Raw genomic sequence first — 19,220 nt, forward strand, 5'->3', positions numbered from 1 at the left:
ATTTTCCGCAAAAAAAAATAAAAAAAATCAGTCTTTTTGGAGACTGATTTTTTATGAATTAATCTGAAAACTGTCCGAAAGTCAACAGATTTCCATCAGGATCGAGGATGGAAAACTCCTTTTGTCCCCAGGGTTTTCGTTGCAACTTACCATTTGGATGAATTTCGATTTGTTTTCGGATGAAATCTTCGTATAATACTTCAATATCATCTGTCCGAATGTAGATTTGGCCATAGTTTTCCAGCGGACTGATGGTTTCAAACAGAAAAAAATGCAGCTCGATTTGGTCTCTTTTAATTATTAAATACCCCTCAAAATCTACGGTTCCAATTTCCTCAAAACCCAACGAATTGATATAGAATTCACGGGTAATTTTCTTGTTTCGCATCGGTATTTTGGGATGGACTTGGGTAAGCATACATTGTTTTTAAGGTGAGCAGAGTTTGGTAAAATTAATGGATCGAAATACTTCCACCACTGCTTTTCTTCTGATTTTTAATAGTAAGATTTCCCGTGCGGTACACCGAAATATCACCCGAAGAACTTGCAGCTGCATCCAATTCCGTACTGACGGAAAGACTTACGCTTCCGCTGCTGGACGCCTGAATTTCTGCATAAGAAGCATTAAGATCGCGGGCTTTTAAACTGCCGGAAGAAGAAGCTCTCAGCTCAGCGTTCTTAGCTTTCCCTGAAAATTTGATGTCGCCGGAAGAAGTCGCTTCTGCCCCCAGATTTACCGCCCAGATTTCTCCAGAAAAACTCCCCGAGCTCGATACATCTACCGAAAGGTCATTCGCTTCCAGATTTCCGGTAATGCTTCCCCAACTCGAAACTTTTACATCGGTTTTGTCCTGTGTAAATTTATCTTCAACTGTAATTTTAGCTGAGGAAGTGGCTTCAAGACGCGTAAAATCCTTCACGAAAATCTTTGCAGCTACATTTTTTGCCGAAATATTCATGTTTGGTTTGAAATGGATGAAGACTTTCCCGTCTACATTATCAACCAAAATATCATCCATAATATCGGAAGGAGCGGTAATCACCACTTTTTCGGTATCGGATTTCACAACTTCGGCGGAAATCGACTGCGCTACTTTTATTTCGTCGATATTCATTTCAAACTGCGATGTTTTAATGATTCCTTTGCCTTCTTTTTGAGTCAGGTTCAAGGGAAAAAGAATGTCGGATTTCATTGAACACGACAGGAGAGATCCACAAACTGCCACTGTGGTAATAAGCGTTTTCATATGGTTTGGTTTTTAATTTGCTTAAATTTAATATCTTTACTTCAATTAACAGTTCAAAAATGAAAAATATTACATCCGTATTATTAATTTCCTCTCTGGCAATTAATACTGCCTGTTCTACAATGAAAACTACAGATTCCACAACTACAGAAATTCCTGTTCCCGATGCAAGTTTAGCTTCCAATCCTTTTATGAAGAAAAGTGCGCTGCAATATCAGGCGCCTGAATTTGATAAGATTAAAGATGAGCATTTTAAACCTGCATTTGATTACGGAATGAAGGTTCAGCTTGCTGAAATCGAAAACATTGCGAATAATCCAAGTGCTCCAACCTTTGCCAATACCATTGTTGCACTCGAAAACAGCGGCGAAATCCTGAAGAGAGCGCAGATTGTTTTTTATAACCTCACCGGTTCCAACACAAATCCTGCTTTACAGAAACTTGAAGAAGAATATGCGCCGGTTTTTTCGGGGTTAAGCGATAAAATTTATCTGAATGAAAAACTTTATTCAAGAATTAAAGCCATCAGCACAGAGAATTTAGGGGCTGAGGAAAAAAGAGTTCTTGAGTTGTACAAAACAAATTTCGAGATCGCAGGAGCCAATCTTTCTGCCGAAAACAAGGAGAAAGTAAAAAGAATTAATGAAGAACTGGCGACACTTTCAACCCAGTTTACCAGCAAACTTTTGGATGCAAGAAAGAACGGCGCCGTGCTGATTTCTGATGTGAAAGAATTAGACGGACTTTCCGCTGACGAAATTGCCGCAGCTGCAGCAGATGCGAAAGCCGCAGGTCACCAAGGTAAATATCTATTAACGCTTTTAAATACAACCCAGCAGCCACTTTTGCAGAATCTGAAAAACAGAGCTACCAGAGAAAAACTCTTTAAAGCATCCTGGTACAGAGCCGAAAAAGGCAATGCTGATGATACCAGAAGCATCCTCGAAAGACAGGCCAAACTGAGAATGGAAAAAGCACATCTTTCCGGTAAAAAATCTTTCGCAGAATGGAAACTGCAGGATCAGATGGCGAAAACTCCGGAAAATGCCATGAATCTTTTAGCACAACTCGCAAAACCTGCTGTAGAAACTGCCAAAAGAGAAAGCAACGAGATTCAGGCTTTAATCGACAAGCAGAAAGGCGGATTCACCGTTGAGCCTTGGGACTGGAATTTCTATTCTGAACAAGTAAGAAAAGCAAAATATGATTTAGATGAAAACGCCATAAAACCATATTTCGAAGTAACCACTGTTTTGGAGAAAGGGGTTTTCTATGCGGCAGAAAAATTCTACGGAATCACTTTTAAAGAAAGAAAGGATCTTCCGGTTTATCATCCCGATGTAGTGGCTTATGAGGTTTTCGATAACGACGGAAAATCCATGGCACTTTATTATCTTGATTTTTATACAAGAAGCAACAAAAACGGCGGTGCCTGGATGAGCAACTTCGTTGAACAGTCGCATCTGCTTGGTCAGAAACCTGTGATTGTGAATGTATTCAACTATCAAAAACCTGCTGAGGGAAAACCATCTTTAATTTCTTACGATGATGTGTCCACAATGTTCCATGAATTTGGGCATACGCTGCACGGCCTGTTTGCAAACCAGAAGTATGTTTCGGTTTCGGGAACCAACACGCCAAGAGATTTTGTCGAATTCCCGTCGCAAATCAATGAGTTTTTTGCGCTTGAGCCTTCCGTGCTGAAAAATTACGCCATCCATTACCAGACCAAGCAACCTATGCCACAGACTTTGGTTGATAAAATCAAAAACGCAGCATCATTTAACCAGGGATATTCTACAACAGAACTGGTTTCTGCGGCGACTTTGGATATGAACTGGCATTCGGTGACGGATGAATCGCAGTTTAAACCAGCTTTAGAATTCGAAAAAGAGGTTTTGGCGAAATATGGCTTCAATCTGAAAGAAGTTCCGCCAAGATATCACACGCCTTATTTTGCACACATTTGGGGTGGTGGTTATTCGGCCGGTTATTACGCTTACATGTGGAGTGACGTGCTGAATGCGGATGCCTGGGACTGGATTACAACCAACGGCGGTATGACCAGAGCCAATGGCGACCGTTTCAGGAAATATATTCTATCCGTTGGAAACTCAGTGGATTTAAATCAAGCGTATAAAGATTTCACTGGCAGAACGCCGGATATTAAGCCATTGCTGAAAAACAAAGGATTTATTAAATAAACTATTATTTAAGTGAAACCGCAGAAATTTTCTGCGGTTTTTTTTATGACCTGAAGTTTTTTCGGAAATAGAACGACAGAACTTTTAGCCCGGATCGCAGCGGAAATCCTTTTTGCACAGGCAAAAAGATTGCAGCGAAGAGCCGGATGATCTTTGGCGAGAGAAACTACCCTTGATTGCTCCCGAAAAAAATCCTTATTTTTGTAAAAATTCAACATAATGCCGAAAATTTCTCACAGAGCAGAAAATATGCCTGCGTCACCCGTTAGAAAGCTTGTTCCGTATGCGCTGCAAGCCAAACAGAAAGGTATAAAAGTTTATCATCTGAATATTGGTCAGCCCGATATTGAAACTCCTCAAACAGCGCTGGATGCTGTGAAAAACATCGATTTGAAAGTGCTGGAATATGCCTTGTCTGAAGGAAATCTGGATTACAGAACCGCACTGAAGGACTATTACCACTCTTTGGGTTTTACAGATCTAACGACAGATAATTTTATTGTAACCAACGGAGGTTCTGAAGCGCTTAATTTTGCAATTTCAACGCTTTGTGATGATGGTGATGAAGTGATTATTCCTGAGCCTTATTACGCAAATTATAATGGTTTTACAAACGCGATCAACGTAAAAGTTGTGGCTATTCCTTCAACAATTGATACCGGTTTTGCCCTGCCGCCGATTGAGGAATTCGAGAAGAAAATCACAGATAAAACACGTGCAATCCTTATCTGTAACCCGGGAAACCCTTCCGGTTATCTTTATACAAGAGAAGAGCTTCAGAAACTTGCGGAAATTGCTCTGAAACATGATATAGTTGTAATTTCTGATGAGGTTTATCGCGAATATGTTTACGACGGAAAACACCAGGTTTCGATGTTCGATTTCCCCGAACTTGCCGAAAACTGCATCATTGTAGATTCGGAATCCAAAAGGTACAGTATGTGCGGAGCCAGAATTGGCAGCATGATTACACGTTCTAAAAAAATTCATGATGCTGCGATGCTTTTTGCACAGGCAAGATTAAGTCCGGTTTTGCTGGGACAAATTGCTGCAGCGGCTGCACACCACGATGATGAAGCATACATCCGAGAAGTACGCGAAGAATATACGCACCGAAGAAATTTACTGGTTGATTTACTTAACGGGATTCCAGGCGTAATCTGCCCGAAACCTAAAGGTGCATTTTACTGCGTTGCCGAACTTCCGGTGGAGGATACCGATGTTTTTGCGCAGTGGCTTCTTGAGCATTATTCACACAACGGCGAAACGGTAATGGTTGCCCCAATGAGTGGCTTCTACAGCAATCCTGAACTTGGAAAAAAACAGGTCCGTATTGCGTATGTTTTAAAAGAAGAAGATTTGCGCAGAAGTGTGGAATTGCTGAACGACGCACTTCAGAAGTATAAAATCGAATTCAATCTGTAGAAAACTGGGAACGGGCTTTAGCCCGTTTTCTGATTCTGAAACCTTTTGGCTTTAGCCTAAATTAAAAGTTAACGTTTGTAACGCAATGAAAATTCAGGAAAAATACTCTTTAAAAAATCTCAATACCTTTGGCGTTGATGTTTCTGCGAAATATTTTGCGGAAGTTAAAGACATCAATGATTTAAAGTACGCTATTGAATTCGCTAAAATCAATCATTTTGAAATGCTGTTTTTAGGCGGCGGGAGCAATGTTCTCTTTACAAAAGATTTTGGTGGATTGGTTATAAAACTTGATCTGAAAGGAATTACTGAGGAAATTATCGATGAAAATACCGTTTTAGTTACCGCGCAAGCCGGTGAAAATTGGCATCAATTTGTACAATATTGTTTGAATAAAAATTACGGAGGATTAGAAAATCTCTCGTTGATTCCGGGAAATGTAGGCACTTCGCCGATGCAAAATATCGGAGCTTATGGCGTGGAAATTAAAGACCGTTTTGTAAGCTGCAAAGTTTTAAACCTGGAAACATTGGAGATTGAAAATTTTACCAATGAAGAATGCAAATTCGGTTACCGCGAATCGGTTTTCAAACGTGAGGGAAAAGGAAAATATGTAATCCTGGAAGTTACATTTAAACTCTCCAGAAAAAATCACCAGATAAAAACAGAATACGGAGCCATTAAAACTGAACTTGAAAAATTGGGTGTTGAAAATCCTACGATTCAAGATGTTTCCCATGCGGTGATCAATATCCGACAAAGCAAATTACCGGATCCGAAAGTTACTGGAAATGCAGGGAGTTTTTTTAAAAATCCCAGCATTCCGTTAGTGCAATTTAATGATTTAACGCAAAAATTCGAACACATTCCAGGTTATCCGAACGGAGATTTAGTGAAAATTCCTGCAGGTTGGCTGATTGAACAATGTGGCTGGAAAGGCAAACAAATCGGTAATGTTGCATCACACAAATTGCAGGCATTGGTGATTGTAAATGCGACCGGTGAGGCTTCTGGAGAAGAAATTTTCGATTTTTCGACGCTGATTATTGATTCGGTGAAGGAAAAATTCGGGATCGAACTCGAAAGAGAGGTTAACATTCTTTGACAATATAGTCGAAAAGTAATTTGAAAATTTTTATGGTATCGCAAATTCTATTAAAACGATGAAAATAACCATTCTGGGAGCCGGGAAAATGGGGGTTTCATATGCGAAATCTTTTTTAAAATACGAACTCATTAAGCCTGAACACCTCCATTTAATTACCAGAAAAAAGAGCAATATTCCGCGGCTTACCGAAGAATTTCCGGGATCAAAGATTTCTATTATTGATGAAGATATTATTATTGATTCCGATTTGGTGATTATCGCTGTCAAACCACAGGATTTTCAGCTTTTGACGGAAAATATTTCATTTCAATTTAAGGAAGACCAGATGATTCTTTCTATCATGGCGGGAATCAAAATTAAGCAAATTCAAAAATTTATTAATCACAAAAAAGTAGTTCGTGCCATGCCTAATTCCCCAACACTTCTTGGGATGGGCATAACCGGATATAGCGTGGCGGAAGGGATTTCTTTCAATGAATTGATGTCGATTGAAAGATTGCTCAACGCTACTGGCCGCTCTATCTATTTGGAAGATGAAGATCTTCTTGATAGCGTTACAGCGCTTTCCGGCAGCGGACCAGCGTATTTTTATTATATTGTAGATGCTATGATCAAAGCAGGAGTAGAAATGGGAATTGATGAAAATGTTACGAAACTTTTTGTCAAGCAAACCATGCTCGGAGCCTATCATTTAATTAATAATTCCGAAAAAAACCTGGAGCAACTTATTGAAGATGTTGCTTCAAAAGGTGGGACAACCGAAGCAGCATTGCAGGTCTTTGAAAGAAATCAGCTAAATGAAACGATACAGAAAGCCATTTTAGCTGCCGAAAAAAGGTCGAAGGAGTTGAGCAGGTAGTGATTTTAGAATTTATAAATAATTAATTGATAAATATTTGTCTATCTAAAATTTTCTTCGTTATTTTGCACTCTCAAATTATAAGTAGTAAAAAAGAACATCGAGATATGTCAAGAATTTGCCAAATAACAGGAAAGCGTGCCATGGTTGGAAACAATGTTTCTCACGCTAATAACAAAACGAAGCGTCGTTTTGAAATTAACTTATTGGAGAAGAAATTTTACCTTCCGGAGCAAGAAAAATCTGTAACTTTAAAAGTTTCTGCACACGGATTGAGAGTTATCAACAAGATTGGTATCGAAGAAGCGATTGAAAGAGCAGCAAGAAACGGATTTATAAAAAAAGATAAGTAATGGCTAAAAAAGGTAACAGAGTTCAGGTGATTCTTGAGTGCACAGAGCACAAAGAAACCGGTGTCGCAGGAATGTCAAGATACATTACGACCAAAAACAAAAAGAACACTACAGAAAGATTGGAGTTGAAAAAATTCAATCCTGTTCTTAAAAAATATACCCTTCACAAGGAAATCAAGTAATTTTTTAAAAGAATAAAAAATGGCAAAGAAAGTAGTAGCATCCCTACAGGGTGGTGCAGGGTCTAAAAAAATGACCAAAGTAGTGAAAATGGTGAAGTCTCCTAAATCAGGTGCTTACGTTTTCGAAGAAAAAGTGATGAATGCTGACGAGGTTGAAGGTTATTTGAAAAAATAATTCTCTACAGCTTTGATGATATAAAACTATCCAAAAATAATTGGGTAGTTTTTTTGTTATATTTGCTATCGCTAAAACAGAAGACCATAATCAACATAAAACTGATACTGAAAAATGAGTTGGTTCAAAAATATATTTAAAAAAGAAGAAAAGGAAACTTTAGACAAAGGGCTCGAGAAATCGAATCAGGGATTTTTCGAAAAAATTTCCAAAGCGGTTGTAGGAAAATCGAAAGTTGATGACGAAGTGCTGGATGATCTCGAAGAAGTGTTGATCGCTTCCGACGTTGGTGCTTCTACAACAATAAAAATTATCCAAAGAATTGAAGACCGAGTTGCTCGTGATAAATTTGTGAGCACCGATGAACTTGATGCTATTCTTCGAGAAGAGATTTCCGGCTTGCTTTTGGAAAATCCCCATGCAGGATCAGGAAATATCGATGAAACCAAGAAACCTTATGTGATTATGGTTGTTGGTGTAAACGGTGTAGGCAAAACGACAACCATCGGTAAGTTGGCGCATCAATTTAAATCAGAAGGAAAAAAAGTAGTTTTAGGCGCTGCAGATACTTTTCGTGCGGCGGCTGTGGATCAATTGGTGATTTGGAGCGAAAGAGTAGGTGTACCCATTATTAAACAAGGAATGGGTTCCGATCCGGCTTCTGTGGCTTTTGATACCGTACAAAGTGCTGTTGCGAATAATGCCGATGTAGTCATCATTGATACTGCCGGAAGACTTCATAACAAGGTGAATTTAATGAACGAGCTTACCAAAATAAAAAGGGTAATGCAGAAGGTTCTTCCCGATGCACCGCATGAAGTGCTTTTGGTTTTAGATGGATCAACAGGGCAAAATGCCTTCGAGCAGGCAAAAGAGTTTACTGCCGCTACCGAAGTTAATGCATTGGCGATCACTAAATTAGACGGAACTGCGAAAGGTGGCGTTGTGATTGGAATTTCGGATCAGTTCCAGATTCCGGTAAAATATATTGGCGTTGGAGAAAAAATGACAGACCTGCAATTATTTAATGGTACGGAATTTGTAGATTCATTTTTCAGAAAGCGTAATTAATTACCAATAACCTTGTTTTAATTACTTTTTCTGCTAATCATTAGGAAAACCAAATACTAAATATTAACATTAAAATTTTAAAACTATGGGTATTTTAACTTGGATCATTTTTGGTCTTATCGCAGGTGCAATCGCTAAATTTGTTATGCCGGGAAATCAGGGCATGGGTTGGTTAATGACCATTATTCTAGGTATCGTAGGTGCGTTCGTTGGAGGATGGATCGGCAGTATGTTAGGATGGGGTACTGTTGATGAATTCGACATTAAGAGTATGTTCCTAGCTGTTCTCGGAGCTTTATTGGTTCTTTGGATTTACGGTATGGCAACCAGAAGAGCTTAATCGCTAAAAAATAGAAAATCCCGGACTGAAGATTCAGTCCGGGATTTTTATTTAATGTTTAGAATTTAATTCCGTAAGGCATCTGCATCATCACACCGCTCTGCATTTGTGGATTGGTGATCTGCTCAAATATTTTAAAATTCTCTTCTCCAATTTTATTTTTAATAAACCTGTTGGAGATTTGTTCCTCTTCTATATCTTTAAAGAACTGTTCGAATTTTGAAACTTTTTTAGGATACGCTGCAACATTGTACTTTGTCATTTTAGCTTTTTGTGCTGCAAAATTTATAGCGTCATTTAATGAACCCAATTCGTCAACAAGTCCGATTTGTTTCGCTCGTGTGCCGCTCCAGACTCTACCACCACCGATTTCATCAATTTGTCCAAAAGATTTTTTTCTGTTTTGAGTAACAAAGTGCACAAAACGCTTATACGTTTGCTCTACACTTTTAGTGAGAATTGAAACTCCGCCAGGCGTAACTCCGTTGAATGTCGAATACATATTGGAGTTGGCATTGGTAGTAACGACCTGTGAATTCAGTCCGTTTTTATTAGCAAGTTCTTTGAAATAGGGAATAATTCCGAATACCCCGATTGAACCGGTAAGGGTGTTGGGTTCAGAATAAATTTTATCGGCTGCCATTGCGATGTAGTATCCGCCTGAGGCTGCATAATCACCAAAAGATACGACTAATGGTTTTTTCTTTTTCAGTTGCTGAAGTTCAAAAAGGATCTCATCCGAAGCATTTGCGCTTCCACCAGGGCTGTTTATTCTTAAAACCACAGCTTTGATTTTATCGTTGTCACTTATTTTTTTGATTTCCTTTACGAAGTTTTCAGCGTATACTGCGTCGAAGCCTTCTCCGTTGTAAATAGCTCCCGAAGCGTATAAAACAGCAATCTGGTCGTCTTTTTTAAAGTTTTCTTCTTCATAGGAACTGATGTATTTGCTGAAAGAAATTTTGTTAAGCTTATCTTTTTCTTTTATTTTAAGTTTAGCTCTTATGAGGTCATCATATTCGGTTTTCTGAATCAACCGGTCTGCAAGTTTATACTGCAGGCTCAAATCCGGAATGATGCCGTAAAGGCTGTCAACCACAGTTTTGAACTGGTTTACATCCATTTTTCTGGATGCAGCAATTTTATTTGAATTATGAGACCATAAATCATTCAGCATCGTAGAAATCTGCTCTCTGTTTTCCGGCGACATATCGTCTCTCATAAAAGGTTCAACGGCAGATTTATATTTTCCGTGACGAATGATTTCTGTCCCGATTCCGAATTTGTCGGTAAAACTTTTCATGTAAAGTACCTCTGTGCTTAGACCTTTAAGTTCGATGCCACCTGCAGGATTTAGGAAATATTGCTCCGCTACAGAACCTAAATAATATGCAGGTTGGGATACATTATTGCCATATGCATACACAAATTTACCGGTTTTTTTGAAGTCTTCTAATGCAGCACGTACGGCATCCAACTGCGTCATGCCCGCACGCAGTCCGTCGGTTTCAATGCTTATTCCCTTGATCTTATCATCGGTTTTTGCTTTTCTTATTGCCTCTACAATATCATACAACATCACATTATTTTCTTTCTCACTGAAATCGAAAATATCTTTGTTGTCTTCGGCAGGACTGTCGATAATATTTGTTTTAAAGTCCAAAGTAAGTACAGAATTGTCTTTTATGGCAGATTTTTTGTTACCGCTAAAAGCAGATACGGCAACCAACATCACCAAAAACATAAAAAAAAGTCCGCCAATCAGCATAATTGCTACTATATTTGCTAAGACATTTTTAAAAAAACTTTTCATAATCTTTATATATTTTAGGATATGTCGCAGCAATTGGTCACTTTGTTACTTGGAAGCAATTTAGATTTTCCGGAACGAAATATAGAGACTGCAATCAGCAAAATAGAAAATGAACTTGGTAATGTTGTTGGCCGCAGTGAAATGTTGCGCACAAAACCTGTAGAATTTGTTAGTAATAATATTTTTTGTAATATTGCATTGCGTATAAAAACACAATTTTCTCCCATAGAACTGCTGAATTCAATAAAAAAAATAGAGTTTGAAATGGGTAGAACAGAAGATTCATTGATAACGAAAGGGTATATAGACAGGGTTATTGATATAGATATTGTCTTTTTTGGGAACTTGAATTTTAATTGCAGCAGATTAAAAATTCCTCACGAAAAACATGTTAAAGAACGTGAATTTTCTAAAAAATTGTTGTTAAGCATCAGAAAACATTAAAAACATAAATATGAAATTAGGTTTATTTTTAGCATTTTTTCTGCCTATTGCTTTCTATGCCCAAGATGGCACTTCTATAGCGGATAATCAGAAATATCCAAACACGTTTTCTAACGGTTCTGCCAATGTTTACAACTTCAATAATTCATCGAGGAAATTCAATGATTGGGCAGTCTCGGTTGGTGGTGGTGCAGCATTGATGGCAAAAGCTGATTTAACATCTTTCTATGGTGATGAAATTAACTGGGGCTGGAATGCATACGTAAGTTTGGACAAACAGATTACACACACCTTTGGTCTTGGTCTACAATACCAAATGGGAGAATCCAACCAGCGGGGACAATTGCCTGGTGCTGAAGGTGTTAAAGCAGGAGTCGCCGATGCCTGGACCAAATATCAACAGGTTTCTCTACTTGGTGATATTAATTTTTCTAACCTTCTTCGAAGAGTTGATAACAACTCGGTTTTCCGGTGGGCTCTTCATGGGTACGCGGGTGTAGGAATTCAGGGTTATGAAACTTTACTCCTGGATCAGGATATTTCTAATTATAATCCACGAACTTTTCCGCTTGCTGTAGACCAAAAATTCGCCATTAATTCGTTTTTCTACCAAGGTGGTCTGGGACTTAAGTACAAAGCATCAAAGTTGATTGATTTGGAACTTAGAACCATGTATATCATGAGTGGTGACGAGGAATTCGATGGTGGTGGAGATCGAAGAGATACTAATTCGCCAAGAATCAACTATAATCTGATTAATGATTCTTACGGGGATGACCTTCTTACTGTAAACCTCGGGTTATCCTTTAAATTGGGTAAACACGATACCCACCTGGCATGGCACGATCCTTTACATGAAGCTTATAGCAGAACAACTACTCTAGAGAACACTCCAGATGAATTTATTGTTTGCGAGAAAGGCGACAATGATAATGATGGAGTTTGCGATGATTGGGACAGACAGCTTGATACTCCTGCCGGCGCGAGAGTGGATGGTGCAGGTGTAGCACTGGATATGGATTTAGACGGGGTTATCGACTTGTTCGATCAGTGTGTAACCGTTCCCGGACCTGTTGAGAATAATGGCTGTCCTTCTGGTGCCGCTGTAAATGTAAATACTGGTAACAGCACAGGACAATAATAAACATCACATTACAAATAAATAAATTATGAAACTAAATTTAACAAGCTTTGCTTTAGCACTATTATTACCTGCTGCTATCTACGCACAAGACTCAGTTGCGGTTTCTACTGAAGGTTATCCTAATACTTTTACTTCAGGGTCTGCAAATGTTTCTCCTTTTACTCAGGAATCTAAGAGATTTAATGACTGGTCAATTTCTGCTGGAGCCGGCGTTCCGCTGGTACAGTCTGCCGACCTAACTTCAATTAAAAACGGAAACGGTAAAAACGTATTTGGGTATTCTGCATATTTAAGTATCGATAAAGCAATTACCCATGCTTTTGGTTTAAATTTGCAGTACGACAGGGGTGAAACCCGACAGGGATGGTTCAATACCAAAACAGATAACGCATCAGGAACAGGAAATCCATACCAGGATGTAGGTGCGAGAACACAGTACGACGCAATCTCATTATTGGGAGATATCAATTTTTCAAACTTATTGAGAAGAGTTGATAACAAATCACCTTACAGATGGGCATTGCATGGTTATGCTGGTGTAGGTACTTTAGCGTACAGAGCTTATCTTGAAGATGCTTCAGGACAAAGATTAATGACCGAGATTAAGCCCTTCAAGCTGAGCTCGATGTTCGGTCAGGCAGGTGCAGGGTTGAAATATAAAGTCAACAGAAAAATTGATATCGAAGGACGTGTAATGTACTTTGTAACCGGAGACGATGAATTCGATGGCGGCGGTGGACAATACAGCCCGATCAATCAGCGTGAAGATCAGGTTTCCGATAACTTCTTCAATGCTACTTTAGGACTATCTCTTAAATTAGGTAAGCACCAGTCTCACCTGATGTGGCACGATCCGTTACAGGAAATCTACTACAAACTTGATGTTTTGGCAGACAGAAACCAGGATGTTGAAGTATGTAAGAAAGGAGATGCTGATAACGACGGCGTATGTGATGATTGGGATAGACAGCTTGATACTCCTGCAGGTGCAAGAGTTGATGGAGCAGGGGTAGCACTGGATACAGATTTAGATGGAGTAATCGATCTTTATGACAAATGTGTTACTGTGCCAGGCCCTGTGGAAAACAACGGTTGTCCTACAGGCGGAACAGTTACAGATAACACAAGAACTTTAGAAGGTATCGAATTTGATTTGGATTCTGATAGAATTCTTCCTTCAAATACACCAATTCTTAATAACGCTGTAAACTATATCAACTCTTCATCCGGTTCTTACAATGTGATCGGAGGTACAGATACAAGAGCTTCAGATGCTTACAACCAGAAGCTTTCAGAAAGAAGAGCGAATTCTGTTAAAAACTATCTCATCCAGAATGGAGTAGAAGCGGGTAAACTTGAAGCGATCGGTAGAGGTGAAAAAGACCTGAAATATCCGGAGTGCGACCCAGCGACAAAATGCCCTGAATGGAAAAACAGAGCAAACAGAAGAGTGTACTTCGAAGCTAAATAATTCTCAGTAATTATATCATATTAAAGCCACGCATTGCGTGGCTTTTTTTGTTTTATGAATTTTGTTTCTGTAATTTTACTCCATGATTTCTTCCCAAGATTTTCACCGGCTAAAGTTCGATACCTTAAAACATTTTTGGGGTTACAGCATATTCCGAGATTCTCAGGAAGAGATCATTGATACCGTAATTTCTGGCAAAGATTCATTGGCTTTGCTTCCTACCGGTGGTGGTAAATCACTCTGTTATCAGCTTCCGGCACTCATTTTAGAGGGTACCTGTCTGGTGATATCGCCGCTTTTGGCTTTAATGAAAGACCAGGTTTATCAGCTTAAAAATAACGGGATTGAAGCCGAATACCTGTCATCTGAACTCGATGAATTCGATGCTGAAACCATCTTTAACCGATGCAAGGAAGGACTTACCAAATTGCTTTATGTGTCTCCGGAAAGACTTACCAACAGAACTTTTCTTCAGAATCTCGAAGAAATTCAGATTTCATTTATTGCGGTAGATGAAGCACACTGTATTTCGGAGTGGGGACAGGATTTCCGCCCAAGTTATCAGCACATCAAAGATTTTCGTACCCATTTTAAAGAAATTCCATGCCTGGCGCTAACAGCAACGGCAACACCGAAGGTTCTTCAGGAAATTCAGGTCAAACTCAATCTAAAGAATCCGGAAATTTTCAAAAAAAGTTTTCGCCGAACCAATATCAAAATCATTTCAGACAAAATTTCAGATAAATATCAAAGAATTTTCAACCTGCTGAAATATGACAACTCATCGGGAATCGTTTATGTAAGGACAAGAAAAGAATCTGAAGAGTTGGTAAAGTTTCTGCAAAGCAACCAAATCCAGAATGTAGATTTTTTCCACGCAGGATTGCCCGCAAAAGAAAAAAATGCAAAACAGAATTTCTGGCTGAAAAGCCAGCAGCATGTTTTAATTTCCACCAATGCTTTCGGGATGGGAATCGATAAGGATAATGTACGGTTTGTCGTGCATTTTTCTCCGCCCCAGTCTTTGGAAAATTATTATCAGGAAATCGGGCGGGCAGGTCGCGACGGGCAGCCGTCTTCAACGTTTCTGTTCTGGAATGAGCAGGAACTTGCAAATTTTGATCAGATCTTACGGAACCAAACACCCACCAAACAGGAGTTTTACAATATCGTTTCTTATCTCTATTCCAGTTTTCAGATAGCTGAAAATGATTTGCCGGAAAATGTATTTCAACTACACGTTCAGAAAGTTCAGAATTTTACCAAAACTTCTATGGCGAAAATTAAAAATGTACTGAATTTTCTTCACAACCAGGAAATTGTTTTTTTCAACAATAACCGTTCGCTTTCTTCTCTGGAATTAAAAATTAATCCTGAAGAGCTCGATCTGCTGGCAAAAAAGGATGCATATTTTATAGAACTTCTGCTTCGGAATTATTCCGGACTTACGACCCACAAAATCCTCTTCAGCGAATTTACCCTCAGTAATAAGATGAATGTCGACCCGCATCTAATAAGAGAACGGATTAAGGAACTGCAGCAGAAAAATTATCTGGAATATATCGATGGTGCACTGGCGAGCATCAAATTCCTAAAACACCGTGACGATCGTGCCATTAAAGGGAAATATTGGAATCTTTTTGAGCAGATTCAGAAAAATAAACTTCAGAAGTGGGAAGAAATGAAGTTTTTTGTACAGGATACCGATTTCTGTAAAATGAAACTTATTCTGTCTTATTTCGGTGAGAAAAATGTTAAAAACTGCGGTAACTGTACAGTATGTGAGAAACAGAAAGAAGGCGTTTTCGGAAGAAATATCTCCCACGAAATCATCGAAATCCTTCAACAGAAACCCTCCAGCATAGAAGAGGTTGCCATTAGATTAAATTACTACGAAAAGGAAAATATCCTTGAAAATCTTATCTATCTGCTGGATTCCGGAAAAGTAAAAATGCTGAATTTCCGGACTTACGCATTGAATGAGTAAGCATAATTTTGCCTAAAACTTTAAATAAAAAATGAAATCATTAAAAGTCATATTTTTCGGAACTCCCGAGTTTGCAAAAACCTCGCTTCAGGCGATTCACCAATCTCAACACAAAATTGTCGGGGTGGTAACCGTTGCCGATAAAGCAAGCGGACGCGGACAAAAAATTCATGAATCACCCGTGAAAACTTTCGCCGTAGAAAATCATCTGCCTGTTTTTCAGCCTGAGAAATTAAGAAACCCGGAATTTTTAAAGAGCATAAAAGATTTGGATGCTGACGTTTTTGTAGTGGTAGCCTTCAGAATGATGCCTAAAGTTTTATTCGAAATGCCAAAATTAGGAACTTTCAACCTTCACGCATCGCTTCTGCCGGATTATCGTGGCGCGGCTCCGATTAATTATGCCGTAATTAACGGGGAAAAGAAAACCGGCGCAACCACTTTCTTCATCAATGAAAAAATTGACGAAGGTAACATTCTTCTTCAGCAGGAAATTGAAATTTCACCAGAAGAAAATGCGGGTGAACTTCACGACCGTTTAATGGAAATGGGCGCAAAACTTGTTGTGGAAACTTTAGACGGTTTGGCAGAAAATTCAATCGAGGAAAAACCGCAGCCTGATGTTGAGCATCCGAAAAATGCTTTTAAAATATTTAAAGAAGATACCAGAATCGACTGGACGAAAGACGCCGAAACAGTTCATAATTTCATCCGCGGAATGTCGCCTTATCCTTGTGCGTTTACGACTTTGAAAATTGGCGGGGACGAAAAAATCCTGAAAATTTATAAAGGTAAATTTGAGGTGCTGCCTCACGGAAAAACCGCGGGAAGTATAGAAATCGACAAACACTCTTTCAAAATTTTTGCCAAAAACGGAATTTATTATCCGGAAGAATTACAGCTTGAAGGTAAAAAACGGATGAATTTAAAAGATTTTCTTAATGGTTTCCGGCAGTTTGATACCATTTCGAGGTAAATTTAATTTCTGTTTTTAAGTAAAATCCAGCCTTTGTAGGATATCGGAATTTGTGTGTCCGGTTCCGTCCAGTTCAGGACATACCAATAATTAGCGGTGGGTAAAGTTCTGCCGCTGAGTTTTCCGTCCCAGATAAAGTGATTGTCTTTCGAGGTGAAAACCAAGGTGCCGAACCGGTCGAAAATCTGCAGGCTAACCTTGTCTTTAATCCTCAGATCCGAATAATCAAGCACATCATTGATTCCGTCGCCATTTGGCGTAATAACGTTAATCAAATTAATGATCAGAAATTCCTTTTCTACGGTTTGGCATTTTTTTGCATCCCGAACATATATTTTTTGCAGTCCACGCGGAATATGTGTAAATACATTAGAATTCTGAAAAGTGATATTGTCTAAGGAATATTCGTAAGGTTGAAGTCCACCGCTTACAAAGACTGTTGCCGTATTTCCGGAAACATCGATGTTGGTAATCTGGGGTAGAGTTGCAGCGGAAACTTTCACGGTTTGCCTGTAAATACAGCCGTTAGAACCTAAATCAACCCAATATTCTCCTACGCCAACATTATTTATTCCTTGGGTAGTTTCGCCGGTGCTCCATGTATAAGAATCGAAGCCGGGACCTGCGTCTAAACTCGTTGTGGCATTGCTGCAGATCACTTTGTCCTTTAAATCATCCGATTTTTTGGGTGATTTAAAGTTCAGGCTTAATGTCGCTACATTCGGGCAGGCCGATAAACTCTCGATTCTGATTCCAAAAACTTTCGAATTACTGATTATTTGATTTTCTGGAATGGGATTCACCTTGTTTTTAGCATCTTGCTGAGAATTGTAAAATGTTACATTCGCCTGCGCTGAAGATGTAAACCATGTTTGATAATTTTTCAGATTAATACTGATGTTTCCATCACGGTCGTTGTCGCATACATCATCAGATAAAGAATTAGTGATCAAGGGTGTTTTATTGCCAATTTTAAGAATGATTTCACCATATTCCGGGTTACAGCCAAAAGCGCTTTCAATTCGAATGTAAATGGGTGTTTCGGTGGTGAGAAGCCAGCCTTTCTGCAGTTCTGTTCCAGGAGTTCCTGCCTGCGCATCTGACTTTTTTAGATAATATTTCGGAATGTAGGCCGTATTGAAATTTGAAATAATCTGTGAATCCAGATTCGAGAAATCTACCGGAACGCTTCCTGATAAATTATCATCACACAGAGAATATGTTCCTAAATTCAGGGAAGGCTTTTCCTGAATTTCTATTTGTACAGAACCTGTCAGAATACAACCGCCAACATTTACTTCAACTCCGTAATTCCCGTTACTTTCAGTTACGCCGGGGATACTGAGCTGAGGTTGTGTTGCTCCCGAAATCGAAATTCCATTTTTAAACCACTGGTACGAAGTAGCGCCTGCGCTGGTGGCATCTAAAATCTTAGAACTTCCTTCGCAAACCGGATTATTGGTTGAGATTAAAAGATCTGGGCCCAAATCCTTTTTACCTACAAAGCTCCCGGCTTTCAGAAAAACTGCAGAATCGTAACGGCCTGTTCGGTCGGAACCTGCCAAATGGTCGGCAATAACCAGTTTGATGTGATATTTTACACCGGGAATAATATCGGTTTTTGCGGTAAGAACTTTGGTTTGTCCATCAAAAGCAGTGGGCGAATTGATTCCGTTGAAACTTCCAAAATATGCAGTGTTTCTGGGACAGTCTTGGGCTGTGTTAATGGTGAGCGATGTCACTGGATCCTGGGTTCCTGGAACGAGGGCGATATTGGTATATGGATCGCTGCTACCAGCTTTTTTAATCAGGAATGCAAATCCGTCGGAGTAGGTACAGTTGGTCCTGCGGTATTCTTCAGAAAGAAATAAATATTCGAAACTGATTCCTGAAGTATTGCTGGCCACAAAATCGAATTCAATGGAAGTTGCATTCAGGTAGTTCCATACGCTTTCCTGTAGCGCATCTGCAAGGTCTTGGTCGCCGGACCAGTTGCTGTCCTGATCATCCAACAAAACATTATTAGGTCCAGGAGCATTTTGAACAGATCCCGTGCTTAGAATAATTCCCTTGTTGATATCGAAAGGCAGAGTGCCTTTTTCAAAATAACCGTAACTCGAAGAACTGCTTCCGAAGTTCTGCCATCCTTTTGCAGAAACATTGGATACGGTGATGCAACCCGAATTTTGTGAACCGATAAAGATATCGCGTACAAGCTCTTCTGCACTATAAGTCGAGGAATCAACAGTAATGTATTGCTGTGCATTTGCTGAAATGTTGAACACCATGAAAAGCAGTGCAAAACTGCTGAATATATTGGCTCTGTACATAGTATTTTTCCGGGAGGCAAAATTACTTCATATTTACCGAAAAAAAATCTCTTCCATGGTTATGGAAGAGATTTATATGAAAAAAGATTTT

18 protein-coding genes are annotated in these 19,220 nt (G+C 39.1%); 14 read left to right on the plus strand and 4 right to left on the minus strand.

Features of this window, described 5'->3' with window-relative positions; genetic code table 11:
• Positions 1–58: 58 nt before the first annotated feature.
• Both OK344_RS12375 and OK344_RS12380 read right to left on the minus strand, forming a co-directional pair.
• Positions 59–418, minus strand: a complete 360-nt coding sequence (locus OK344_RS12375) for a bleomycin resistance protein (protein WP_265145069.1) — start codon at positions 416–418, stop codon at positions 59–61.
• A 34-nt stretch (positions 419–452) separates the two neighbouring features.
• Entirely contained in the window at positions 453–1,247 is a 795-nt protein-coding gene (locus OK344_RS12380) for a head GIN domain-containing protein (protein ID WP_265145070.1), read from the minus strand.
• Positions 1,248–1,306: 59 nt separating this feature from the next.
• Here OK344_RS12380 and OK344_RS12385 point away from each other — a divergent pair, with 59 nt between their 5' ends.
• From OK344_RS12385 to OK344_RS12425, 9 genes are all read left to right on the plus strand, one after another.
• On the plus strand, positions 1,307–3,451 hold the full coding sequence (locus tag OK344_RS12385) for a M3 family metallopeptidase (RefSeq protein ID WP_265145071.1): 2,145 nt from the start codon (positions 1,307–1,309) through the stop codon (positions 3,449–3,451).
• A gap of 219 nt (positions 3,452–3,670) precedes the next feature.
• A complete protein-coding gene (locus OK344_RS12390) occupies positions 3,671–4,876 on the plus strand; it encodes a pyridoxal phosphate-dependent aminotransferase (RefSeq protein ID WP_265145072.1) in 1,206 nt (401 codons plus the stop codon).
• 85 nt (positions 4,877–4,961) lie between these two features.
• Entirely contained in the window at positions 4,962–5,981 is a 1,020-nt protein-coding gene (gene murB, locus OK344_RS12395) for a UDP-N-acetylmuramate dehydrogenase (RefSeq protein WP_265145073.1), read from the plus strand.
• Between the two features lie 58 nt (positions 5,982–6,039).
• Positions 6,040–6,843 (plus strand): pyrroline-5-carboxylate reductase, encoded by an 804-nt coding sequence (gene proC / locus OK344_RS12400; RefSeq protein WP_265145074.1) that lies wholly within the window; start codon positions 6,040–6,042, stop codon positions 6,841–6,843.
• 107 nt (positions 6,844–6,950) lie between these two features.
• Complete coding sequence (gene rpmB / locus OK344_RS12405) at positions 6,951–7,196, plus strand: 50S ribosomal protein L28 (RefSeq protein WP_088469761.1); 246 nt, start codon at positions 6,951–6,953, stop codon at positions 7,194–7,196.
• A complete protein-coding gene (gene rpmG / locus OK344_RS12410; RefSeq protein WP_015806891.1) occupies positions 7,196–7,378 on the plus strand; it encodes a 50S ribosomal protein L33 in 183 nt (60 codons plus the stop codon). The genes rpmB and rpmG overlap by 1 nt, the downstream gene beginning before the upstream one ends.
• A gap of 19 nt (positions 7,379–7,397) precedes the next feature.
• Positions 7,398–7,553, plus strand: a complete 156-nt coding sequence (locus tag OK344_RS12415; protein ID WP_088469762.1) for a DUF4295 domain-containing protein — start codon at positions 7,398–7,400, stop codon at positions 7,551–7,553.
• A 114-nt stretch (positions 7,554–7,667) separates the two neighbouring features.
• Positions 7,668–8,624 (plus strand): signal recognition particle-docking protein FtsY, encoded by a 957-nt coding sequence (ftsY, locus tag OK344_RS12420; RefSeq protein WP_265145075.1) that lies wholly within the window; start codon positions 7,668–7,670, stop codon positions 8,622–8,624.
• An 85-nt stretch (positions 8,625–8,709) separates the two neighbouring features.
• Positions 8,710–8,964, plus strand: coding sequence for a GlsB/YeaQ/YmgE family stress response membrane protein (locus tag OK344_RS12425; RefSeq protein ID WP_265145076.1), 255 nt, complete (start codon positions 8,710–8,712; stop codon positions 8,962–8,964).
• 58 nt (positions 8,965–9,022) lie between these two features.
• Here the strand turns inward: OK344_RS12425 and sppA are convergent, their stop codons facing one another.
• On the minus strand, positions 9,023–10,777 hold the full coding sequence (gene sppA, locus OK344_RS12430; protein WP_265145077.1) for a signal peptide peptidase SppA: 1,755 nt from the start codon (positions 10,775–10,777) through the stop codon (positions 9,023–9,025).
• A 21-nt stretch (positions 10,778–10,798) separates the two neighbouring features.
• Between sppA and folK the strand changes: the two genes are divergently transcribed.
• The 5 genes from folK (at position 10,799) to fmt (ending at position 16,799) form a co-directional block, all read left to right on the plus strand.
• Positions 10,799–11,221: a 2-amino-4-hydroxy-6-hydroxymethyldihydropteridine diphosphokinase gene (folK, locus tag OK344_RS12435; RefSeq protein WP_265145078.1), complete on the plus strand. Its 423-nt coding sequence runs from the start codon at positions 10,799–10,801 to the stop codon at positions 11,219–11,221.
• Positions 11,222–11,231: 10 nt separating this feature from the next.
• Positions 11,232–12,362, plus strand: coding sequence for an OmpA family protein (locus OK344_RS12440; protein ID WP_265145079.1), 1,131 nt, complete (start codon positions 11,232–11,234; stop codon positions 12,360–12,362).
• A gap of 28 nt (positions 12,363–12,390) precedes the next feature.
• Positions 12,391–13,836: an OmpA family protein gene (locus tag OK344_RS12445; protein ID WP_265145080.1), complete on the plus strand. Its 1,446-nt coding sequence runs from the start codon at positions 12,391–12,393 to the stop codon at positions 13,834–13,836.
• A gap of 82 nt (positions 13,837–13,918) precedes the next feature.
• Positions 13,919–15,823: a RecQ family ATP-dependent DNA helicase gene (locus tag OK344_RS12450; protein WP_265145081.1), complete on the plus strand. Its 1,905-nt coding sequence runs from the start codon at positions 13,919–13,921 to the stop codon at positions 15,821–15,823.
• 31 nt (positions 15,824–15,854) lie between these two features.
• Complete coding sequence (fmt, locus tag OK344_RS12455; protein ID WP_265145082.1) at positions 15,855–16,799, plus strand: methionyl-tRNA formyltransferase; 945 nt, start codon at positions 15,855–15,857, stop codon at positions 16,797–16,799.
• 2 nt (positions 16,800–16,801) lie between these two features.
• Here the strand turns inward: fmt and OK344_RS12460 are convergent, their stop codons facing one another.
• Entirely contained in the window at positions 16,802–19,129 is a 2,328-nt protein-coding gene (locus OK344_RS12460; RefSeq protein ID WP_265145083.1) for a choice-of-anchor L domain-containing protein, read from the minus strand.
• Positions 19,130–19,220: the final 91 nt, after the last annotated feature.

It is taken from the genome of Kaistella yananensis (assembly GCF_026107505.2).
Classification (GTDB): Bacteria; Bacteroidota; Bacteroidia; order Flavobacteriales; family Weeksellaceae; genus Kaistella; species Kaistella yananensis.